This window comes from Streptomyces sp. NPDC058701 (genome assembly GCF_042715295.1).
In the GTDB taxonomy this organism is placed as follows: domain Bacteria; phylum Actinomycetota; class Actinomycetes; order Streptomycetales; family Streptomycetaceae; genus Streptomyces.
On record NZ_JBHXSY010000009.1, the window covers coordinates 133,689 to 154,115 of the forward strand.

Annotated in this window: 17 protein-coding genes; 9 read left to right on the plus strand and 8 right to left on the minus strand. The window is 70.7% G+C overall.

Annotated features, from left to right (window positions below):
- Nucleotides 1–146: 146 nt before the first annotated feature.
- The 4 genes from ACFWW8_RS12700 to ACFWW8_RS12715 form a co-directional block, all read right to left on the minus strand.
- Nucleotides 147–875, minus strand: coding sequence for an HAD family hydrolase (locus ACFWW8_RS12700; protein ID WP_386527302.1), 729 nt, complete (start codon nucleotides 873–875; stop codon nucleotides 147–149).
- 106 nt (nucleotides 876–981) lie between these two features.
- Nucleotides 982–2,457, minus strand: coding sequence for a glutamate--tRNA ligase (gene gltX, locus ACFWW8_RS12705; RefSeq protein ID WP_386527304.1), 1,476 nt, complete (start codon nucleotides 2,455–2,457; stop codon nucleotides 982–984).
- Entirely contained in the window at nucleotides 2,450–3,256 is an 807-nt protein-coding gene (locus tag ACFWW8_RS12710; RefSeq protein WP_386527307.1) for a fumarylacetoacetate hydrolase family protein, read from the minus strand. Before ACFWW8_RS12710 ends, gltX begins: the two co-directional genes overlap by 8 nt.
- A gap of 97 nt (nucleotides 3,257–3,353) precedes the next feature.
- Complete coding sequence (locus tag ACFWW8_RS12715) at nucleotides 3,354–3,539, minus strand: hypothetical protein (protein WP_386527308.1); 186 nt, start codon at nucleotides 3,537–3,539, stop codon at nucleotides 3,354–3,356.
- 568 nt (nucleotides 3,540–4,107) lie between these two features.
- Here ACFWW8_RS12715 and ACFWW8_RS12720 point away from each other — a divergent pair.
- From ACFWW8_RS12720 to ACFWW8_RS12755, 8 genes are all read left to right on the plus strand, one after another.
- Complete coding sequence (locus ACFWW8_RS12720) at nucleotides 4,108–7,803, plus strand: nitrate- and nitrite sensing domain-containing protein (RefSeq protein WP_386527311.1); 3,696 nt, start codon at nucleotides 4,108–4,110, stop codon at nucleotides 7,801–7,803.
- 9 nt (nucleotides 7,804–7,812) lie between these two features.
- Nucleotides 7,813–8,226 (plus strand): roadblock/LC7 domain-containing protein, encoded by a 414-nt coding sequence (locus ACFWW8_RS12725; protein WP_008739864.1) that lies wholly within the window; start codon nucleotides 7,813–7,815, stop codon nucleotides 8,224–8,226.
- A 151-nt stretch (nucleotides 8,227–8,377) separates the two neighbouring features.
- Nucleotides 8,378–8,770: a DUF742 domain-containing protein gene (locus ACFWW8_RS12730; RefSeq protein ID WP_007266775.1), complete on the plus strand. Its 393-nt coding sequence runs from the start codon at nucleotides 8,378–8,380 to the stop codon at nucleotides 8,768–8,770.
- A complete protein-coding gene (locus ACFWW8_RS12735; protein ID WP_385229961.1) occupies nucleotides 8,751–9,335 on the plus strand; it encodes an ATP/GTP-binding protein in 585 nt (194 codons plus the stop codon). Before ACFWW8_RS12730 ends, ACFWW8_RS12735 begins: the two co-directional genes overlap by 20 nt.
- A gap of 292 nt (nucleotides 9,336–9,627) precedes the next feature.
- The gene (locus ACFWW8_RS12740; protein ID WP_386527315.1) at nucleotides 9,628–12,855 is read left to right on the plus strand and encodes a nitrate- and nitrite sensing domain-containing protein; all 3,228 of its coding nucleotides are present in this window, start codon (nucleotides 9,628–9,630) and stop codon (nucleotides 12,853–12,855) included.
- A gap of 10 nt (nucleotides 12,856–12,865) precedes the next feature.
- Nucleotides 12,866–13,279, plus strand: a complete 414-nt coding sequence (locus ACFWW8_RS12745; protein WP_267717653.1) for a roadblock/LC7 domain-containing protein — start codon at nucleotides 12,866–12,868, stop codon at nucleotides 13,277–13,279.
- A 93-nt stretch (nucleotides 13,280–13,372) separates the two neighbouring features.
- Nucleotides 13,373–13,927: a DUF742 domain-containing protein gene (locus ACFWW8_RS12750; RefSeq protein ID WP_386527318.1), complete on the plus strand. Its 555-nt coding sequence runs from the start codon at nucleotides 13,373–13,375 to the stop codon at nucleotides 13,925–13,927.
- Nucleotides 13,908–14,492, plus strand: a complete 585-nt coding sequence (locus tag ACFWW8_RS12755; RefSeq protein ID WP_267717655.1) for an ATP/GTP-binding protein — start codon at nucleotides 13,908–13,910, stop codon at nucleotides 14,490–14,492. Before ACFWW8_RS12750 ends, ACFWW8_RS12755 begins: the two co-directional genes overlap by 20 nt.
- A gap of 177 nt (nucleotides 14,493–14,669) precedes the next feature.
- Here the strand turns inward: ACFWW8_RS12755 and ACFWW8_RS12760 are convergent, their stop codons facing one another.
- Both ACFWW8_RS12760 and ACFWW8_RS12765 read right to left on the minus strand, forming a co-directional pair.
- Complete coding sequence (locus ACFWW8_RS12760) at nucleotides 14,670–14,867, minus strand: acyl-CoA carboxylase subunit epsilon (RefSeq protein ID WP_267717656.1); 198 nt, start codon at nucleotides 14,865–14,867, stop codon at nucleotides 14,670–14,672.
- Nucleotides 14,868–14,884: 17 nt separating this feature from the next.
- Complete coding sequence (locus tag ACFWW8_RS12765; protein ID WP_383921094.1) at nucleotides 14,885–16,468, minus strand: acyl-CoA carboxylase subunit beta; 1,584 nt, start codon at nucleotides 16,466–16,468, stop codon at nucleotides 14,885–14,887.
- Between the two features lie 271 nt (nucleotides 16,469–16,739).
- On the opposite strand from ACFWW8_RS12765, the gene ACFWW8_RS12770 reads away from it, so the two are divergent.
- Nucleotides 16,740–17,354 (plus strand): YceI family protein, encoded by a 615-nt coding sequence (locus tag ACFWW8_RS12770; RefSeq protein WP_386527322.1) that lies wholly within the window; start codon nucleotides 16,740–16,742, stop codon nucleotides 17,352–17,354.
- A gap of 26 nt (nucleotides 17,355–17,380) precedes the next feature.
- On the opposite strand, the gene ACFWW8_RS12775 is transcribed toward ACFWW8_RS12770, so the two are convergent.
- Nucleotides 17,381–18,724, minus strand: coding sequence for a hypothetical protein (locus ACFWW8_RS12775; protein WP_386527325.1), 1,344 nt, complete (start codon nucleotides 18,722–18,724; stop codon nucleotides 17,381–17,383).
- 74 nt (nucleotides 18,725–18,798) lie between these two features.
- A complete protein-coding gene (cimA, locus tag ACFWW8_RS12780) occupies nucleotides 18,799–20,412 on the minus strand; it encodes a citramalate synthase (RefSeq protein WP_386527327.1) in 1,614 nt (537 codons plus the stop codon).
- Nucleotides 20,413–20,427: the final 15 nt, after the last annotated feature.

Consider the following 20,427-nt stretch of genomic DNA (forward strand, 5'->3'; position numbering starts at 1 on the left):
GACTCGAACCTAGAATAAGGGAACCAGAAACCCTCGTGTTGCCAATTACACTATACCCCACCATAAGTCAACCCCTTGTCGGGGTTTTTCTTTGGGTGGCGCCTCCGTCCGGCCTTTCGGCCCGCTCCGGCGGCGCAGAAAGAACATTACCGGATGCCTGACCGTGCTCCAAAACGGGTATCCCCTGCCAGCAGCTCCGGCAGCCGGTCAAGCCCCTCGATGCGGTGGATCCCTCCGGGCCCCGGTCCCCGGCCTCCGTCGCGGTCCAGCCAGACCGCCAGCAGGCCGGCGTCACGGGCCCCGCGGGCGTCGATCTCCGGCTGGTCCCCCACGTACGCCACCTCGCCGGGCCGCAGCCCGAGCGCCTCGCACGCGGCGAGGAAAGCGGCGGCCTCGGGCTTGCTCACCCCGAGCTCGGCGGCGCAGACCAGCACCTCGAAGCGGTCGCGCAGCCCGAGGTGGCGCAGCTTCGGGTCCTGGTTGGCGACGGAGGAGTTGCTGAGCACCCCGTGCCGGTAGCCGGCGGCCAGGGAATCCAGGACGGAAACCACGTCGGGGAAGACGACCCAGGCGGCCTTGTAGTGCGTGACGTACCGGTCGAACCAGGAGTCCGTCTCGGCGCCGGTCATGGCCGGCGCGCCCAGGAAGTCCCGGACCCGGTCGCGGCGCTGTTCCCGGAAGTCCACCTGCCCGGCGGCGAAGCGGGCCCAGTGCCGTTCGGTGATCTCCCGCCACAGCGCCAGCGCTTGCGCCGGGGACCCGTACCGGCCCTCCAGCCCCTCGTCGGCGAGCTGCCGCGCCAGGCCGGCCCGGTCGGCGCCGGTGTAGTCGAACAGGGTGTCGTCGATGTCCCACAGCACGGCTCTGATCACCATGGGCCAAGTATGCGAGGAGGCGGTCCGCCGCACCCCGGATACGGCGAAGAGGCCCGGCCCCGGAAGCGTGCTTCCGGGGCCGGGCCTCGTGTGCGCGGCGCGGCGGTCAGCCGGCGAGCTTCGCCAGGGCGGCGTCGATGCGGGACAGCGAGCGCTCCTGGCCCAGGATCTGCAGGGACTCGAAGAGCGGCAGGCCGACCGTGCGACCGGTGACGGCCACGCGGACCGGTGCCTGGGCCTTGCCGAGCTTGAGGCCGTGGGCCTCGCCGGCGGTCAGGACGGCCTGCTTGAGGGACTCCGGGTCGTTCCAGTCGGCGGCGGCGAGGTTCTCGCGGGCCGTCGTCAGCAGCGCCGCGGGCTCGCCCTTCATCGCCTTGTCCCAGGACGCCTGGTCCTCGACCGGCTGCTTCAGGAACAGGAAGTCGACGTTCGCGGTGATGTCCGACAGGACGGTCACGCGGGTCTGGGCGTACGGCGCGATGGCCGCCCAGGCGTCGGCGTCGAAGTCCTCCGGGGCCCAGTTCGCGTGCGGGGCCCGCAGCCACGGGCCGCAGGCGTCCGCGAAGGCCTTCGGGTCCAGCAGGCGGATGTGGTCGGCGTTGATGGCCTCGGCCTTCTTGAGGTCGAAGCGCGCCGGGTTGGCGTTGACGTCCGGGATGTCGAACTTCGCCACCATCTCCTCGATCGAGAAGATGTCCTGGTCCTTGGAGAAGGACCAGCCGAGGAGCGAGAGGTAGTTCAGCAGGCCCTCGGGGAGGAAGCCGCGCTCGCGGTACAGGTTGAGCGAGGACTCCGGGTCGCGCTTGGAGAGCTTCTTGTTCCCCTCGCCCATGACGTACGGGAGGTGGCCGAAGTCCGGGACGCCCTTGGCGATGCCGAGCTCGATCAGCGCCTTGTACAGGGCGATCTGCCGGGGGGTGGAGGACAGCAGGTCCTCGCCGCGCAGGACGTGCGTGATCTCCATCAGCGCGTCGTCGACGGGGTTGACCAGCGTGTACAGCGGGGCGCCGTTGGCCCGGACGATGCCGAAGTCCGGCACGTTCTCCGGGCTGAAGGAGAGCTCGCCGCGGACCAGGTCGGTGAAGGTGATCGTCTCGTCGGGCATCCGGAAGCGGACGATCGAGGTGCGGCCCCCGGCCTCGTACGCGGCCTTCTGCTCGGCGTCGAGGTCGCGGCAGTGGCCGTCGTAGCCGGAGGGGCGGCCGGCGGCGCGGGCGGCGTCGCGGCGCTGGTCGAGCTCCTCGGTGGTGCAGTAGCAGCGGTAGGCGTAGCCGCCGTCCTGGAGCTTCTTCGCCACGTCCGCGTAGATGTCCATGCGCTGCGACTGGCGGTACGGGGCGTGCGGGCCGCCCACCTCGGGGCCCTCGTCCCAGGTGAAGCCGAGCCAGCGCAGCGAGTCGAGCAGCTGGTCGTACGACTCCTCGGAGTCGCGCGCCGCGTCGGTGTCCTCGATGCGGAAGACGAACGTGCCGCCGTGGTGCCGGGCGAACGCCCAGTTGAAGAGGGCGGTCCGGACCAGGCCCACGTGGGGGTTGCCGGTCGGGGAGGGACAGAAACGTACGCGGAAGTTCGCGTTAGCCACGCTTGATCACCTTGTTGGTGAGAGTGCCGATGCCTTCGATGGTGACGGCGACCTCGTCGCCGACGTTCAGGGGGCCGACTCCGGCCGGGGTGCCCGTCAGGATGACGTCGCCGGGGAGCAGCGTCATGGCCTCGGAGATGTGGACGACGAGGTCCTCGATGGACCGGACCATGTCACTGGTGCGGCCGAGCTGACGCTGTTCGCCGTTGACGGTGCACTGGATGGTCAGGTCGGCCGGGTCGAGGTCGGTCTCGATCCAGGGGCCGAGGGGGCAGGAGCTGTCGAAGCCCTTGGCCCGGGCCCACTGCTTCTCGCGCTGCTGGACGTCGCGCGCGGTGACGTCGTTGGCGCAGGTGTAGCCGAGGATCACGTCCTTGACGCGCTCCTTCGGGACCTCGCGGCACATCCGGCCGATGACCACGGCGAGCTCCGCCTCGTGGTGGAGGTCCTGCGAGAAGGAGGGGTACGTGATCGGGTCGCCCGAGCCCACTACCGAGGTGGAGGGCTTGAAGAACGTGATCGGCGGTTCGAGGCGGCCCCGGTCGTCGACGACCGAGTGGCCGAGCTCCGCCGCGTGCTCCGCGTAGTTGCGGCCCACGGCCACGACCTTGTTCGGGAGCACGGGCGGCAGCAGCCGGACCTTGCCGAGCGGGACCTTCACCCCGGAGAGCTCGAAGTCCGCGAACGGAATCCCCTTGATGATGTCGAGGACGAGCTCACCTTCGGCGCCGGGGGCAGTGCTGCCCTCGACCGCGCCGAACGCGACATTGCCGTCGATGGAGAACCTGGCGATGCGCACGTGTTGCGTCTGCCCCTCTGTATGTCCGCTGGCTGGAGTCTGCGGACTCCAGGCTAACGCGGCGGACAGGGGCGGTCCGCGTCCGTTTGCGCGGCGCCTACTGCGCGGCGGCGACCGGCGCGTCCATCAGGACGGTGCGGCGCGGGTTCGCGGTCTGCGCCGGCAGCTCGACGGCGTGCTCCGGGACGGCCGGGGCCGCCTGCAGCTCCTCTGCGTCCTTCAGGTGCGCGAGGGTGGTGCGGCGGGGGTTGGCAATGTTGCGGAACATCGTCGTCGTCTTCATCGGAGTTCGGGGTCCTCGGTTCGGTCTCGTGGATGGACGGCTGCGCGTGTGCCAACCCTTTAAGGGGCAAGGCTAAACATCTGAATCCCCCGCGGAACCGGGAAGTATTGGCCACGACTGTGTGAGTTTGCTCACCCGTGACCCGACATAACTGACATAACAGACAGTCACATCCGGCTAACAAAGCGGACATTGCGCTACTGAATGCGCCATTCCGCTCCTGATCATCGCGACTGGGACACCTTGCCAGCCTTGGGGTTTGGTTGGCGTAAGTCCGGTTCCTCCCGAAAGCAGCCCCACATCGTGTAGCCCGTCTGTCACGTGCCGTCACCGACTCCCCGGGCCGACACGCGCACCTTGTTGGAGATCCTCCACTGTGCTGGAATTCGCGGGACCGCCGCGGGAAACAGTCGGCGCGCAGGTGGCGCGAACCAGCGCCGAGCGCGGCGGCAAGGAGAGGGAAACGCGCCGGTCACCGACGACCACACATGGGGCCGTTAGTGCCCCACGACTCGACACCGTCCCGCCGGTCACCGGTAGGGCGCCTGGTCCAGAGGTTGCGACGCTAGTGCAGGGACGATTCAAGAGGGATGGCAGCGCTGCGGCGGAGCAGGAGCCGCGCGGCGGGACCGACCGTGGCTCCTCACCCCAGCACGCCCAGAACCGCGGGCCGGCTGTCGAAGGGGCGAACCCCCATGCCTCCACCACGGTGAAGGTGAAGGGTCGCGGGAAGCCCGGCAAGGGCAAGGCGGCCGTCAAGGCGACGCCGGCGACGCAGGACGTGGCGATACCGAAGGCCCCCAGCGGGCCCGGCTCTCGTCTCGCCATGCAGAACTGGCGCATCAGCACGCGACTGGTGTCGCTGCTGACCCTGCCCGTCGTCGCCGCCACCACGCTCGGCGGCTTCCGCATCAACGACTCGATGAACGACATCGCCCAGCTGGAGCACATGCAGCTGCTGACGACCATGACCCGGCAGGCCACCAACCTGGCCGCCATGCTCCAGGAGGAGCGGGACATGTCGGCGGGTCCGATGTCGATCACCAAGAACGGCAAGAGCAACAGCATCGTCGACGGTGTCCGGGAGCAGACCGACACCGCGGCCAAGGCCTTCGCCTCCGCGACCGACAAGGTCGACAGCGCGGAGGACAAGGACGAGACGCTCAAGTCGATCCGCAACAACATCCTGCAGATCGGCCGCCAGCTCACCGGCATCGAGGACATCCGCAAGAAGGCGTACGCCAACGGCGCCCAGCAGACCATCACCGAGTACAACGCGCTGATCGTCTCGCTGCTCTCCCTCTCCCAGGACATGGCGCAGGCCACCTCGAACCCCGAGATGATCAAGCGCACGCGCGCCCTGGCGGCGTTCTCCTCCGCCAAGGAGTACGCCTCCATCCAGCGTGCCGTCATCGCCGCCTCGCTCCCCGACAGCGGCGAGAAGCAGGGCAGCCTCGGCGAGAACGACCGTTTGTACGCGCTCTCCGCCCTCCGCGGCGAGAGCCAGGCGAAGAAGACCTTCGAACTCGTCTACCAGGGCAAGCCCGAGGAGCTCCTCGCCGCGCTCGGCGACGGCAACCAGGAGATCGGCAAGGCCGACCACTTCACCCGCCGCGTCCTGAGCACCGAGGGGCAGTTCGCCAAGGAGCAGCAGTACCGCTCCTGGATGGACTGGTACGACGCCGACGGCACCAAGCTCCAGGCGATGAAGGTCATCGAGCTCACCCTGCTCGAGGACATGGAGCAGAAGGCCCGCGAGCTCAAGAACGAGTCGCAGCAGGACGCCATCCTCAACGGTGCGCTGATCCTCCTCGTCCTCGGTGTCTCCCTCGTCGGCGCCTTCGTCATGGCCCGGTCGATGATCCGCTCGCTGCGCCGCCTTCAGGACACCGCGACGCGCGTCGCCCAGGACCGCCTCCCCGAGCTCGTCAAGCAGCTCTCCGAGTCCGACCCGCAGGACGTCGACACGTCCGTGGAGTCGGTCGGCCTGCACACCCGCGACGAGATCGGCCAGGTCGCCGCGGCCTTCGACGACGTGCACCGCGAGGCCGTCCGCCTCGCCGCCGAGCAGGCCCTCCTCCGGGGCAACGTCAACGCGATGTTCACCAACCTCTCGCGCCGTTCCCAGGGCCTCATCCAGCGTCAGCTCTCGCTCATCTCCGAGCTGGAGTCGCGCGAGGCCGACCCGGACCAGCTGTCCTCGCTCTTCAAGCTCGACCACCTCGCGACCCGCATGCGCCGTAACGGCGAGAACCTCCTCGTCCTCGCGGGCGAGGAGCCGGGCCGCCGGTGGACCCGCCCCGTCCCGCTCGTCGACGTGCTCCGCGCCGCCGCGTCCGAGGTGGAGCAGTACGAGCGCATCGAGCTCACGTCGGTGCCGGGCACCGACGTCGCCGGCCGCGTCGTCAACGACCTCGTGCACCTGCTCGCCGAGCTGCTGGAGAACGCCACTTCGTTCTCCTCCCCGCAGACCAAGGTCAAGGTCACCGGCCACGCGCTGCCGGACGGACGCGTGCTCGTCGAGATCCACGACACCGGCATCGGCCTGTCCCCCGAGGACCTCGCCGCGATCAACGAGCGGCTCGCCGCTCCGCCGACCGTGGACGTCTCCGTCTCCCGCCGCATGGGCCTGTTCGTGGTCGGCCGCCTGTCCCTGCGACACGGCATCCGCATCCAGCTGCGCCCCTCCGACTCGGGCGGTACGACGGCCCTCGTCATGCTGCCGGTGGACGTCGCCCAGGGCGGCAAGAAGCCGGCTCCGATGCCGAACCAGGGCGGCCCCGGCGGCGCCCCGGGCGGCTCCGGCGCGCAGACCTCCGTGTCCGGCGGCGCCCGTCCCCCCGTGGGTACGGCGCCCCAGCGCGGCCAGGTCTCCGGGGTCGGCCAGCGCACCGCCCTGCCGGGCCGCGACGGTGCGGGCCAGCAGCGGCCGCAGGGCCAGCAGTCCCCGCAGGGCGGTCTCCCGCAGCAGGGCGGTCCCGGTGCGGCGGGCGGCCGTCCGCAGGCCGGGCCGACCACCTCCGCCCAGGGCCAGGGAGCCTTCGGCTCCGGCGCCCCGATGCCGGGTCGCGGCCCGGCCGGCGGCGGCGCGGGCGGTTCCGCGGGCGGCTTCGCCGGCGGAGGCCTCTCGGGCGGCCCGCAGGCCCGTCCGGCGTCCCCGCCCCCGGGGTCCGGCGGCCCCGCCGGGTTCCCCCAGGGCAACGGCTTCCAGCGGCCGCAGCCGCAGCAGCCGGCGGCCCAGCCCCCCCAGCAGCAGCCCCAGCAGCCCGCCGACCCGTCTTCGCGCGGTCCCCGGCCGCAGCTGCCGCCGCGCGGTGGCGCCCCGCGTCCCGAGCTCCCCGGCCCGCAGACCCCCAGCTGGGGCGCCGACCAGGCGCGCGGCCACGACGAGCTGTCGGGCCCCGGCTCGACCTCCGAGTTCGCCCGCCCGGACTTCAACGCCCCGATGCCCCAGGGCGACGGCTTGAACAGCACCACGGGACAATTCGAGCGCCCGGACGTCCGCGGTTCCCTGGACCCGTCCTCCACCGGCCAGTTCGAGCGCCCGGGGTACCAGCCCCAGCGGCCGGGCGGTCCCGGTGTCGGCGGCTTCGCCCCCCAGCCCCAGGCCCCGCAGCAGCCCCAGCCGCAGCAGTACCAGCCGCCGCAGCCGCAGCCCGGCGCGGACTTCGCGCCCGTACCGCCCCGGCGTCCGGAGCCTGTCGGCCTGCCGCCGGCCTCCCGGCCCGAGGCGCTGCCACCGGCGCCGGGTGCCGGCGAGGCGCGCAGCCCGATCTTCGACACGCTGGAGTCGAACTGGTTCCGCGAGGAGGGGCAGCAGCCCCCCGCGCAGGGACCGGCCGTACCCCAGCAGCCGCAGCAGTCCGCCCCGGCATCCGCTCCGCAGCAGCAGCTGCCGCAGCGCGGCCAGGAGCAGGTGGCCGAGACCGCGGCGGCGGCCACCGGCGCCATGCCGACGGTCAGCTGGCGCTCCTCGCCGAACGACGAGCTGATGCGGCAGGCCGAGCGCGTGCGCCAGCCCGCCGCCGGCGGCATCACGACCTCGGGCCTGCCCCGCCGGGTGCCGCGGGCGAACCTCGTGGCCGGCACCGCGCAGCAGCAGGCCGAGGAGCAGGCCGGCCCTCAGGTCTCCCGGTCCCCGGACGACGTCCGCGGCCGTCTGACCAACCTCCGACGCGGTATCCAGCAGGGCCGTCAAGCCGGCACCAGCGGTCCGGCGACCGGCAGTTACCACATCGACCCCACTTATCAGCAGGAGCGTTAGTTGAGTTCGATGAGCCAGGCGGCACAGAACCTGAACTGGTTGATCACCAACTTCGTGGACAACACCCCCGGGGTGTCCCACACCGTGGTGGTCTCCGCCGACGGACTCCTTCTGGCCATGTCCGAAGGATTCCCGCGCGACCGCGCCGACCAGCTGGCGGCCGTGGCCTCCGGTCTGACCTCCCTCACGGCCGGCGCCTCCCGCATTTTCGAGGGCGGCGCCGTCAACCAGACCGTGGTCGAGATGGACCGGGGATTCCTCTTCCTCATGTCCGTCTCGGACGGTTCCTCGCTGGCCGTGCTCGCACACCCCGAGTGCGACATCGGCCTCGTGGGCTACGAAATGGCCCTCCTCGTGGACCGCGCGGGCAGTGTCCTCACCCCGGACCTGCGCGCCGAGCTTCAGGGAAGCCTGCTCATCTGACCTCTCCCCTCCCGGCCGGACGGTACTTCCGGCCGGGAGACCGGGGCCCGTGCCCCGGAACCAAGTACCCCCGACAGGCCGTCATACCGTCCCCCCACCGGCCGCCCCGTCAGACGGCACGCTGACCACTGCTGTCCAGCCCGGAGGATCAATGACCCCGCCCCCCGCCTACCCCGATGCGTACGGAGATTCGTACTCGGAAGGCGACCAGCCGCTGGTGCGTCCGTACGCGATGACCGGCGGCCGGACCCGGCCCCGCTACCAGCTCGCCATAGAGGCGCTGGTCAGCACCACCGCCGATCCGATGCACCTCTCCGGCCTGCTCCCCGAGCACCAGCGCATCTGCACCCTGTGCCGAGAGGTCAAGTCGGTCGCGGAGGTCTCTGCACTGCTGTCGATGCCGCTCGGTGTCGCCCGGATCCTCGTCGCCGACCTGGCGGAGGCCGGAATGGTGGCCATCCACCAGCCGGGCAACGGAGAGGCCGGCGGCACGCCGGACGTGACTTTGCTCGAAAGGGTGCTCAGTGGACTTCGCAAGCTCTAGCGGCGGAGCGGCTCCTCGCTCCACCACCTCCGCGAAGATCGTGGTGGCGGGCGGCTTCGGCGTGGGCAAGACCACGTTCGTCGGCGCGGTCTCCGAGATCAACCCGCTGCGCACCGAGGCGGTGATGACCTCCGCGAGCGCCGGGATCGACGACCTCACCCACACGGGCGACAAGACGACCACCACGGTCGCGATGGACTTCGGCCGCATCACCCTGGACCAGGACCTGATCCTGTACCTCTTCGGCACACCGGGCCAGGACCGCTTCTGGTTCATGTGGGACGACCTCGTCCGAGGCGCCATCGGCGCGATCGTGCTCGTCGACACCCGCCGCCTCGCCGACTGCTTCCCCGCCGTCGACTACTTCGAGAACAGCGGCCTGCCGTTCGTCGTCGCGCTCAACGGCTTCGAGGGACACCAGCCGTACACCCCGGAGGAAGTCCGCGAGGCCCTCCAGATCGGCCCGGACGCCCCGATCATCACCACCGACGCCCGCCACCGCGCGGACGCCAAGAGCGCACTCATCACGCTCGTCGAGCACGCCCTCATGGCGCGGCTCAAATAGCACGGTTCAGGTGCCGCGCGGGAGGGGCGGGTTGTGTCGTGCGACACGGCCCGCCCCTCTCGTTCATAACGTTTCGACAGAGAATTCCCGCCGGCCGGGCACAGGGTGCGTTCAGTTGGTGCCGCTACGCTCACAACTTCCCCCATTTTTGCCGCCGGAAGCTCTTTATGTCCGATTTATGTGGGGCATAAGGCTCTGGGAATGGCCGATTTCAACTGTTTGGAACACGGCCGTTAACCGTGCTGGAATTCAACGAACCAGCTAGTAGCACCGCGGAGAGGTTGTTGGTCGAGTGAGGCGAAGCAACGCAAGCCCCGCGGATGAACCCGCGCGCGGCAACTTCACCCCGCCGCCGAGAGCGGGCGTGTCGCCCGTCGACGCGCCCATGGAGCCACCGGCCAGCAGCGGCAGCACCAGCCGGTTCGCACCCCGCAACTGGCGCGTGCCGACCCGCCTGAACGCCATCCTGCTCGTGCCCGCCCTCGTCGGGCTGGTCATGGGCGGGTTCCAGGTGAAGGGCTCCGTGGACACCTGGAACGAAGCCCAGGACGCCGAGAAGATAGCCAGGGTCGTCCAGGCCTCCTCCGAGTACAGCCAGGCGCTGCTGAACGAGCGCGACCTCACGGCCGAGCCGCTCCTGAGCGGCGACACCAAGAGCGAGACGGTCACCAAGGCCTACTCGGCGACCACCGCGGCCAAGGCCAAGTTCGACAAGGCCGTCCAGGACATGCCGAAGCAGCAGGGCCTGGAGCGCCGTCTGGAGCTCTTCCGCGCGGACGAGCCCAAGCTGGAGCTGGTCCGGAAGTCCGCCTACCAGGCGGCGATCGAGACCCCGAAGAAGAACCTCCCCAACTCGGCGGGCCCCATCCCCACCGAAGAGGGCTACGTCCTGGTCCAGCACTACCTCATGCAGTTCGCCAACGAGCTCGGCCTCGGCACCGGCAACGTGACCTCGTACGGCCGCATGGTCTACGCGATCCAGCTGGCCAAGGCGGCGAACTCGCTGCAGCGCGCGGTGGGCACCCACCTGCTGGTCCGCCCGAGCACCAACGAGGACATCCGCAAGTCCCAGCTCGTGGCCTTCACCTCCTACGCCTACCTCGAAGAGATCGCCATCGGCGAGTTCGTCGCGGCCGGCACCGAGGCGGACACCAACCGCCTCAAGGAGGTCATGGGGCAGAAGTCCGAGGAAGGCGCGCAGAAGCTCGCCGAGGCCAAGTCGGCCGCCGAGCAGGCGGGCACCGCCTTCAAGCCGCCGCCGGTCGTCAACGGATCCGCGCTCACCGGCATGACCGAGGACATCGCCGGCGGCAACAGCAAGGCCAAGCTGGCTCTGAACGGCACCACGCCCGCCGCCTGGCAGTTCGCCTCCACCGCGAAGTTCGACGGCTACGACCAGATCGAGAGGGAATTCCTCGACAGGGCCGTCAAGGAGGCCGGCGCGATCTCCGACGAGGCCCGCAACGACGCCATCACCAACGGCGCCATCGTCGTCCTGGCCCTGCTCGCCGCCTTCATCCTGGCGGGCCTCATGGCCCGGCAGATGGGCCGCGCGATGCGCGGTCTGCGCGGCGCCGCCTTCGACATCGCCGAGCAGCGCCTGCCCATGCTCGTCGACCAGCTCTCGCGCACCGACCCGGGCAAGGTGGACACCCGGGTCCGGCCGATCCCCATCGACTCCCAGGACGAGATCGGCGAGGTCGCCCGCGCCTTCGACCAGGTCCACCGGGAAGCGGTACGGCTCGCGGCCGAGCAGGCGCTCCTGCGGGGGAACGTCAACGCGATCTTCACGAACCTCTCCATACGCAACCAGTCCCTGATCGAGGGCCAGCTGACCCTCATCACCGACCTGGAGAACAACGAGGCCGACCCGGACCAGCTGGAGAACCTCTTCCGCCTGGACCACCTGGCCACCCGCATGCGCCGCAACGGCGAGAACCTCCTCATCCTCGCGGGTGAGGAGCCGGGCCGCCGCTGGGACCAGCCGGTCCCCCTCGTCGACGTCCTGCGCGCCGCCTCCTCCGAGGTGGAGCAGTACGAGCGCGTCGAGCTCTCCGGCGTCTCCGACGCCGAGATCCACGGCCAGGCCGTGACCGACCTCGTGCACCTGCTCGCCGAGCTGCTGGAGAACGCCACCACGTTCTCCTCCCCGCAGACCAAGGTCCGGGTCAACGCGACGCGCCTGCCCGACGGCCGCGTGATGATCGAGATCCACGACAAGGGCATCGGCCTCACCGCCGAGGACTTCGCGGACATCAACCACAAGCTGGCCAACCCGCCGACCGTGGACGCCGCGATCTCGCAGCGCATGGGCCTGTTCGTGGTCGGCCGGCTGGCGGACCGCCACAGCATCCGCGTCCAGCTGCGCCCCTCGGGCGAGGCGGCCGGCACCACGTCGCTGGTCATGCTCCCCGACGCCATCACCCACGGTGGCGGTGGCGAGGCCGTACCGGACGGCGACTTCACGGTCTCGCAGATCATCCCGGAGCAGCAGACCCGGCAGCCGCAGCAGGCCCTCCAGGCGCCCGCGATGCGCACCGCGGCCGAACTCGGCTTCGACGACTCCCGGTACGACCAGCAGGGCGCCGACGGCCCCGGCCTCGACCCGGTCGGACGCTCCCTGGGGCGCGAGGAGCGCCGGGCCGCGCTGGAGGCCCAGGCCGGATACGGCCAGCAGGAGCAGGGCCAGCAGCCGCACCAGGCCGTACCGGCGTACCCCGGCCCGGAGTATCCGGAACCCCAGCCTGAACACGGGTACCAGCCGTACCAGGGCTACGAGCAGCAGCCCGAACAGGGCTACGAAGCCCCGTACGAGCAGCAGGGCGCGCAGTCCGGCTTCGACGCCTACCCGCAGCAGGGATACGGCTATCCGGAAGCCGGCCTCCAGGACCGGCAGCAGGCCGCCCCGGCGTACGACGGCGGCTACGATGCCCAGTCCGGAGCCGCCGAGTGGCCCGAGCAGAACACGTATCCGGCTGCCTACCAGCAGGATTACGGGACCGAATCGGAATCACCGTCCGGTGCCGAACAGGCCCCGGAACGCGTAGGCTTCGACCGTCCGGACACCGATGCCGACACCGGTCACAAGATGACCGGAGCGGGTCTGCCGCGGCGCGGCAGCCAGCAGCAGTGGCAGCCGGCACAGAAGGAAGCGGAGTCCACCGGATCCCTCTTCGCGCAGCGGCCGCCGCGTCAGCAGCAGCCCGCCGAACCGGAGAAGGCCCCGGAGGAAACCGAAGGCACCGCGGCCTGGCGTTCGCGCAACGACGATCGCTGGCAGCAGGCCGGCAAGCTCCGTGAGCCGAAGGCGGGCGGGATCACCCCGTCCGGTCTCCCTCGGCGGGTACCCAAGGCCAACCTGGTCGAGGGTGCGGCGGAGACGACCCCGCAGGGAGGCCCACAGGTCTCCCGCGCCCCGGAGGACGTCCGCGGCAGGTTGAGCAACCTGCGGCGCGGTGTCCAGCAGGGACGCAGCGCGGGTTCCGAGCAGTCAGGTAACAGCTATGACCAGGAGCGTTAGTGTGAGCCCGATGAGCCAGGCGGCACAGAACCTGAACTGGTTGATCACCAACTTCGTGGACAACACCCCCGGGGTGTCCCACACGGTGGTGGTCTCCGCCGACGGACTGCTTCTGGCGATGTCCGACGGGTTCCCGCGCGACCGCGCCGACCAGCTGTCGGCGGTGGCGTCCGGTCTGACCTCGCTGACCGCCGGGGCTTCCCGGATCTTCGAGGGCGGCGCCGTCAACCAGACCGTGGTCGAGATGGACCGGGGGTTCCTCTTCCTCATGTCCGTCTCGGACGGTTCCTCGCTCGCGGTGCTCGCGCACCCCGAGTGCGACATCGGCCTCGTGGGCTACGAGATGGCTCTTCTGGTGGATCGCGCGGGCAGTGTCCTCACCCCGGACCTGCGTGCGGAGCTGCAGGGAAGTCTTCTCAACTAGCAGACAGGCAGTGCGTTTCGCGCCATCGCACCATAGGGTGCGGTGGCGCGGTCCCACAGGGAGCACTGCGCACTTGGAGTCGGAGGAGGAAACGTGACAACACCCGGAGGACATCCCTATGGCGGCCCGCAGCAGCCGCAGGGTGGGCACGACCAGAACCGCTTCAACTTCCCGTCTGCTCCCAGTCGGCCTGTGTCGGAGCACAACCCCTATCAGCAGCCGTACGGACAGCCCCCGCAGTACCAGCAGCCACAGGTGCCCCCGCAGCAGCAGCCGCGCGCCGCGCGCCAGCCCGCTCCCAAGGCCCACAATCCGCTGGTGCGCCCGTACGCGATGACCGGCGGCCGTACCCGGCCGCGCTACCAGCTCGCCATCGAGGCGCTGGTCAGTACCACGGCCGATCCCGCGCGGTTGCAAGGGCAGCTGCCCGAGCACCAGCGCATCTGCCGTCTGTGCCAGGAGATCAAATCCGTCGCGGAGATCTCGGCACTTCTCTCCATTCCTCTTGGTGTCGCCCGCATCCTCGTCGCCGACCTGGCGGAGGCGGGCCTTGTCGCCATTCATCAGCCCGGCGGCGACGAGTCTGCCGGCGGCCAGCCAGATGTGACACTGCTCGAAAGGGTGCTCAGTGGACTTCGCAAGCTCTAGCGGCGGAGCGGCTCCTCGCTCCACCACCTCCGCGAAGATCGTGGTGGCGGGCGGCTTCGGCGTGGGCAAGACCACGTTCGTCGGCGCGGTCTCCGAGATCAACCCGCTGCGCACCGAAGCCGTCATGACCAGCGCCTCCGCCGGGATCGACGACCTCACCCACACGGGCGACAAGACGACCACCACGGTCGCCATGGACTTCGGCCGCATCACCCTGGACCAGGACCTGATCCTGTACCTCTTCGGCACACCGGGCCAGGACCGCTTCTGGTTCATGTGGGACGACCTCGTCCGAGGCGCCATCGGCGCGATCGTGCTCGTCGACACCCGCCGCCTCGCCGACTGCTTCCCCGCCGTCGACTACTTCGAGAACAGCGGCCTGCCGTTCGTGATCGCGCTCAACGGCTTCGAGGGACACCAGCCGTACACCCCGGAGGAAGTCCGCGAGGCCCTCCAGATCGGCCCGGACGCCCCGATCATCACCACCGACGCCCGCCACCGCGCGGACGCCAAGAGCGCACTCATCACGCTCGTCGAGCACGCCCTCATGGCGCGGCTGCGCTAGCGGCCCCCGCAGCACACGAAGGCCCCCGCGTCCGGGACGCGGGGGCCTTCGGCGTTGCCCCGGAGCCTGTCGCCGGCCCGCGGGGCGCTCAGCGGCGCTCAGGGGCTTACCGGGGCATGCGGGAGGCCCCGCACCCCTTGAGGGTGCGGGGCCTCCCGGTACGGAGCCTCGCGGGGCTCAGCCCTGCCAGCTGTGCGGGGCGCGGAAGCCCGGCGTGCGCTCCAGGCGGCGCCAGCCGGCCTGGGAGCGGGGGGTGCGGGCGGGGGCGGTCTCCGGGGTGGCGGCGGCGCGGGCCAGCAGGATCGCGGTGATCGCGGCCAGTTCCTCGGGGGCAGCGTTGCCCTTTTCGACGCGGAGCAGGGTGTCGGTGCTCATCGGTGGCGTGTCTCCTCTTACTGCGGCGGGTTGCCGTGCTTGCGGGACGGCAGGTCGGCGTGCTTGTTGCGGAGCATCGCGAGGGCGCTGATGAGGGTCCCGCGGGTCTCGGCGGGGTCGATCACGTCGTCGACGAGGCCGCGCTCGGCCGCGTAGTACGGGTGCATCAGCTCGGCCTTGTACTCCTTGACCATGCGGGTGCGCATGGCCTCCGGGTCCTCGGCGTCCGCGATCTGCTTGCGGAAGATGACGTTGGCCGCGCCCTCGGCGCCCATGACGGCGATCTCGTTGGTGGGCCAGGCGTAGGTGATGTCGGCGCCGATGGACTGGGAGTCCATGACGATGTACGCGCCGCCGTAGGCCTTGCGCAGGATCAGCGAGATCCGCGGGACGGTGGCGTTGCAGTACGCGTACAGCAGCTTGGCGCCGTGGCGGATGATGCCGCCGTGCTCCTGGTCGACGCCCGGCAGGAAGCCGGGTACGTCCAGAAGGGTGATGATCGGGATGTTGAACGCGTCGCAGAGCTGGACGAAGCGGGCCGCCTTCTCCGAGGCGTGGATGTCGAGCACGCCCGCGAGGTGGCCGGGCTGGTTGGCCACGATGCCGACGACCTGGCCGTCGAGCCGGGCCAGGGCGCAGATGATGTTGCGCGCCCAGCGCTCGTGGATCTCCAGGACGTCGCCCTCGTCGACGAGTTCCTCGATGACCTTGAGCATGTCGTACGGGCGGTTGCCGTCCGCGGGCACCAGGTCCAGCAGGACCTCCGAGCGCCGGCCCGGGGGGTCGGACGTCTCGTGGACCGGGGGGTTCTCGCGGTTGTTGGAGGGCAGCATCGAGATCAGGTAGCGGACCTCGGAGATGCAGGTCTCCTCGTCGTCGTACGCGAAGTGCGCGACGCCGGAGGTCTCGGCGTGGACGTCCGCGCCGCCGAGGCCGTTCTGGGTGATCTCCTCGCCCGTCACCGCGCGGACCACGTCGGGTCCGGTGATGAACATCTGCGAGGTGTCCCGGACCATGAAGACGAAGTCGGTCAGGGCCGGGGAGTAGGCGGCGCCGCCCGCGCAGGGGCCCAGCATGACCGAGATCTGCGGGATGACGCCCGAGGCGCGGGTGTTGCGCTGGAAGATGCCGCCGTAGCCGGCGAGGGCGGAGACGCCCTCCTGGATGCGGGCGCCGGCGCCGTCGTTGAGGGAGACCAGCGGGGCGCCGGCCGCGATGGCCATGTCCATGATCTTGTGGATCTTCGTGGCGTGGGCCTCGCCCAGCGCGCCGCCGAAGATCCGGAAGTCGTGCGCGTAGACGAAGACCGTGCGGCCCTCGACCGTGCCCCATCCGGTGATGACACCGTCGGTGTACGGCTTCTTGTTCTCCAGGCCGAAGCCGGTCGCCCGGTGGCGGCGCAGCTGCTCGACCTCCCGGAAGGAACCCTCGTCGAGGAGCAGGGCGATCCGCTCACGGGCGGTCAGCTTGCCCTTGGCGTGCTGGGTCTCGGTCGCCCGGTCACTGGGGCCGCGCCGCGCCTGCTCGCGCAGCGAGTGCAGCTCGGCCACGCGCCCGCGGGCGTCCGTGGGCTCGCTCGGGGTCTGGTCCACAACGGTCATGTACCGACCTTACGAAGCGAGGGGTGAAAAACCTCCGTTGATTCCGCACAGTCTCGGGTGTCTTCCGCTGTCCGGCCCGCACAGAAGGGCTCGGCGATGCGCGGACTCCGCCATACGGGGGACGGCTCCTTTGTCGATCCCCGACAAAGAGGGATGCCGCCCATCCAGGAAGTTGAAATTTGAACGGAATGGGTCTAGCGTCATCCTCGTTGAAGTCGTTGAAGATTCAACAGATACGCAGGACGTGCAGGACACCACAAAGGAGCAAGCCATGGGCCTCTTCACCCGCCGCAGCCAGGACACCGCCACCGCCACCGCCGTCGCCACGCTCGACGTGGACCCGGCCCTCGCCGCGCTCACCGGTGACTACGTCATCGACGCCTCCCACAGCAGCATCGGCTTCACCGTGCGCCACGCCATGGTGACCAACGTCCGCGGCAGCTTCGGCGAGCACGAGGGCATCCTGCACCTCGACGGCTCGGACCCGTCGCGCTCCACCGCCTCCATCGACGTCACCATCGCCTCCGTCGGCACCGGCATCGCCGACCGCGACGGCCACCTCCTGAGCGGCGACTTCTTCGACGCCGAGCGCTTCCCCCTGATGACGTTCCGCTCCACCTCGGCGGCCCGGCTCGGCGGCGACGCGTACCGCATCACCGGTGAGCTGACGATCAAGGACGTCACCCGCCCGCTCGCCATCGACCTGGAGTTCGCCGGATCCGCCACGGACGTCTACGGCAACGAGCGCGTCGGCTTCGAGGGCTCGGCCGAGATCCTGCGCTCCGACTGGGGCCTGACGTGGAACGCGGCCCTGGAGGCCGGCGGCGTGATGGTCAGCGACAAGGTGAAGCTGACCTTCGACATCTCCGCCATCAAGCAGGCCTGACCCGCCGGACCGGCCCCCGGGGGCGGTTACCAGCCGCCCCCGCCGTCGAAACCGCCGCCGCCGCCGAAGTCCCCGCCGCCGAAGTCGGACGGGTTGAAGTCGGCCCCGGACACGTCCCCGCCCTCGAAACCGCTCCCCGCTCCGCCGAAGTCCGAGGCGTAGGCGGGACCGGCCATCATCGACCCGAGCATCGTGCCCATCAGCAGACCCGGCAGCATCCCGCCGCCGAAGTAGCCTCCGGCCCAGGGACCGTACGCCGGGCCAGCGTCGTAGTAGGGCCTCGGCCCCAGCTCGGTGTCCACGGTGCGGACCGCCGGATCGAGCCCGTCGCGCAGTCGTACGGCGTCCGCCGCGCAGACCGGGACGGTACGGGCGGCCCCGGCGGGCGGTGCCCACGCCGCCTCCTCGGTGCTCGGCCCGTGCCGGGGGTCGAAGAAGCAGGGCGCGCGGCGCTCGGGCACCGGCCTGCCCTGACGGCGCGCGTCGAGGCTGGCCAGGGCGTAACGGCCGTCCTCCAGCGCCTGGGTGACCCCCTTGACCTCTTCCGGCCGCTGGACGGAGGCCATGATCTGCTTGGCCTTCTCGTAGGAGTCGAGCCCGTGCTCGTAGTCCTTGCGCATGGCGTCGTCCGCGCCGGGCTCGCCGGGGTGGAAGTCGAGCCGCTCCAGCTCCTCGCCGAAGGCCGTGATGTCCTCGTCCACGACAACGCCCAGACGGGCGACCGCCTCGTGCCGGGCCTCTTCCTTCTTCTTCCGGTTCCGCCTGACCAGCGCGTACGCACCGCCACCGCCGACCAACGCCACCGCGCCGAGCGCGATCAGCCCGCCGACCGGGGCGCCCTCGCCGGCTCCGGTCGTGCCCCAGGAGGCGGGGGCGGAACCCTTGGCCTGGCCGAGGGCCTGGTCCACGAAGGTGTTCAGCTGGGTCGTCGCGTCGACCGGGCCGCCGGTCTTCACCGCCTCGGAGAGGTTCTGGACGGCGTAGCCCGGCATGACGGTCCGGTCGGCGGCGGCCCGGAAGCCGTCGCCGAGGCGGATCGCGTACAGCCCGGTGATGCCGGTCTCGGCGCGGACCGCCGCGAGGACCTTGTCCTGCGGGAACTCTGCGGCGGCCGGCAGCACGGCGACGAACACCGGCTTCCCGGCGTCCTCGATCTTCTCCGCGAGCGCGTCCGCCGCGGCCGGGGGCAACTGCGCCCCGACCCGCGGATCGACGTAGACCGGGCCCTTCTTGAGGGCCTCCGCGACGGCGGCGGTCCCGGTGGCGGCCGACGCCTGCGGGGCGGCCACCACCAGGGCGGGCGCCGACAGGGCCAGCAGCAGACCGGCCAGCAACGGTCCGGATCGTGCGGATATCAGCCTGGTCCTCATACTCACGACGCTACCCGAACCGGTACTTTCCCGTGTGAGCAGGACATAAGGCTCCGCTGCCGCCGCCCGGGCGGCTACTCGGCCGGTTCCACACCCGCGTGCAGGAGGCCGTAGGTGTAGGCGTCCTCCAGGGCCTGCCAGGACGCCGCGATCACGTTCTCGGCGACGCCGACGGTCGACCATTCGCGGACGCCGTCCGTCGTCGCGATCAGGACGCGGGTCGTGGACTCCGTGCCGTGCGTGCCCTCCAAAATGCGGACCTTGTAGTCCACCAGCTCGAACTTGGCCAGCTGGGGGTAGAACCGTTCCAGCGCCACCCGCAGGGCCCGGTCCAGGGCGTTGACCGGGCCGTTGCCCTCCGCCGTGGCGACGATCCGCTCGCCCTTGGCGCGCAGCTTGACCGTGGCCTCGTTGGCGTGGATGCCGTCCGGGCGGTCCTCGACGATCGCGCGCCAGGACTCCGTACGGAAGTACCGCCGGGCGCGGCCCTCGACCTCGGCGCGGAGCAGCAGCTCGAAGGAGGCGTCGGCGGCCTCGTACGTGTAGCCGCGCAGCTCCCGCTCCTTGACCCGCTCGACGACCCGGGAGATCAGCGCGCGGTCCCCGCCGAGGTCGACGCCGAGCTCCTTGCCCTTGAGCTCGATGGAGGCCCGGCCGGCCATGTCGGAGACCAGCATCCGCATGGTGTTGCCGACCCGCGCGGGGTCGATGTGCTGGTAGAGGTCCGGGTCGACCTTGATGGCCGAGGCGTGCAGGCCCGCCTTGTGCGCGAAGGCGGAGACGCCGACGTACGGCTGGTGCGTGGAGGGGGTGAGGTTCACGACCTCGGCGATGGCGTGCGAGATGCGGGTCATCTCGGCGAGGGCGCCGTCGGGGAGCACCCGGCGCCCGTACTTGATCTCCAGGGCGGCGACGACGGGGAAGAGGTTGGCGTTGCCGACGCGCTCGCCGTAGCCGTTCGCCGTGCACTGCACGTGGGTGGCGCCCGCGTCGACGGCGGCGAGGGTGTTGGCGACGGCGCAGCCGGTGTCGTCCTGGGCGTGGATGCCCAGGCGGGCGCCGGTGTCCGCGAGGACGGTGGCGACGGTGGCCGTCACCTGGGCGGGCAGCATGCCGCCGTTGGTGTCGCAGAGGATGACGACGTCGGCGCCGGCCTCGTGGGCGGTGCGCACGACGGACTTCGCGTACTCGGGGTTGGCGCGGTAGCCGTCGAAGAAGTGCTCGCAGTCGACGAAGACGCGGCGGCCCTCGGCGACCAGGTGGGAGACGGTGTCGCGGACCATCTCCAGGTTCTCTTCGAGGGTGGTGCGCAGGGCCAGCTCGACGTGGCGGTCGTGGGACTTGGCGACGAGCGTGATCACCGGGGCGCCGGAGGCCAGCAGGGCCCGCACCTGCGGGTCGTCGGCCGCCGAGCCGCCGGCCCGGCGGGTGGCTCCGAAGGCGACGAGCCGGGCGTTCTTGAAGTCGATCTCAGCCCGGGCGCGGGCGAAGAACTCGGTGTCGCGGGGGTTGGCGCCGGGCCAGCCGCCCTCGATGAAGCCCACTCCGAAGTCGTCCAGGTGCCGGGCGATCGTCAGCTTGTCGGCGACCGTGAGGTTGATGCCTTCGCGCTGGGCGCCGTCGCGCAGCGTGGTGTCGAAGACATGGAAGCTGTCGTCGAGGACCTCTGCGACCTCTGTCGTCGTCATGCTGATCTGACTCCT

Coding starts and splice junctions, on each gene's coding strand:
- ACFWW8_RS12700 (WP_386527302.1), bottom strand. CDS start 875: ATGGTGATCAGAGCCGTGCTGTGGGACATCGACGACACCCTGTTCGAC.
- ACFWW8_RS12715 (WP_386527308.1), bottom strand. CDS start 3,539: ATGAAGACGACGACGATGTTCCGCAACATTGCCAACCCCCGCCGCACC.
- ACFWW8_RS12725 (WP_008739864.1), top strand. CDS start 7,813: ATGAGCCAGGCGGCACAGAACCTGAACTGGTTGATCACCAACTTCGTG.
- ACFWW8_RS12730 (WP_007266775.1), top strand. CDS start 8,378: ATGACCCCGCCCCCCGCCTACCCCGATGCGTACGGAGATTCGTACTCG.
- ACFWW8_RS12745 (WP_267717653.1), top strand. CDS start 12,866: ATGAGCCAGGCGGCACAGAACCTGAACTGGTTGATCACCAACTTCGTG.
- ACFWW8_RS12760 (WP_267717656.1), bottom strand. CDS start 14,867: ATGAGCACCGACACCCTGCTCCGCGTCGAAAAGGGCAACGCTGCCCCC.
- ACFWW8_RS12765 (WP_383921094.1), bottom strand. CDS start 16,468: ATGACCGTTGTGGACCAGACCCCGAGCGAGCCCACGGACGCCCGCGGG.
- ACFWW8_RS12770 (WP_386527322.1), top strand. CDS start 16,740: ATGGGCCTCTTCACCCGCCGCAGCCAGGACACCGCCACCGCCACCGCC.
- ACFWW8_RS12775 (WP_386527325.1), bottom strand. CDS start 18,724: ATGAGGACCAGGCTGATATCCGCACGATCCGGACCGTTGCTGGCCGGT.
- cimA (WP_386527327.1), bottom strand. CDS start 20,412: ATGACGACGACAGAGGTCGCAGAGGTCCTCGACGACAGCTTCCATGTC.